This window comes from Paenibacillus sp. AR247 (genome assembly GCF_002968895.1).
Classification (GTDB): domain Bacteria; phylum Bacillota; class Bacilli; order Paenibacillales; family Paenibacillaceae; genus Paenibacillus_AQ; species Paenibacillus_AQ favisporus.
Window position 1 is genome coordinate 54,769 of sequence record NZ_PCZT01000026.1, and the last position, 660, is coordinate 55,428.

General features: G+C 52.1%; 1 pseudogene. It reads left to right on the top strand.

Features of this window, described 5'->3' with window-relative positions:
- Window positions 1-182: 182 nt before the first annotated feature.
- Window positions 183-660 (top strand): annotated as a pseudogene (locus tag CPT76_RS34445) (UDP-N-acetylglucosamine 2-epimerase); the annotation flags it as partial.

The following is a 660-nucleotide window of genomic DNA, read 5'->3' on the forward strand; positions in this document are numbered from 1 at the left end:
CGGAGGTCCAGTCGAAGAAGATTCTATTATGTACGGATTACCCGCAAAAGGAAGTTGAAGAAGCTCGCGAAAAGGCCACGAAGATCCGCGCGAGGAAAAACCCTCCGAAGATCGAGGAGCAAGAAGCGTAAATCCGTCGGGCGACGGAGGGCAGCGAAACGATAAATTAGGAGACGGAAGATATGAGAATTATGACCATTTTGGGTACAAGGCCAGAAATCATCCGCCTCAGTCTCGTTCTTCCGAAGCTGGACCGGTATGCGGAGCGCCACGTGCTGGTGCATACCGGGCAGAATTTTGCAGAAAGGCTGAGCGGGATCTTTTTTAGCCAACTGGAATTGCGAAAGCCCGATTACGTGCTGCAGGACTCGGCAGCTTCCCTGGGAATGCAGCTGTCCGCGATGTTCTCCCAGATGGAAGAAATCCTGAAGCGGGAGCAGCCCGCAAAATTTTGCTTCTTGGAGACACCAACAGCGCTCTTTGCGCGATTCTGGCCGAAAGACTCGGATATCCCGTGGTACACATGGAGGCCGGAAACCGCTGCTTCGACCTGAACGTTCCGGAGGAGAAGAACCGGCGTATCATCGATACGATTTCTTCTATTAATATGCCGTATACAGAACAGAGCAAGAAGCATTTGATTGCCGAGGGTTTTCCGAG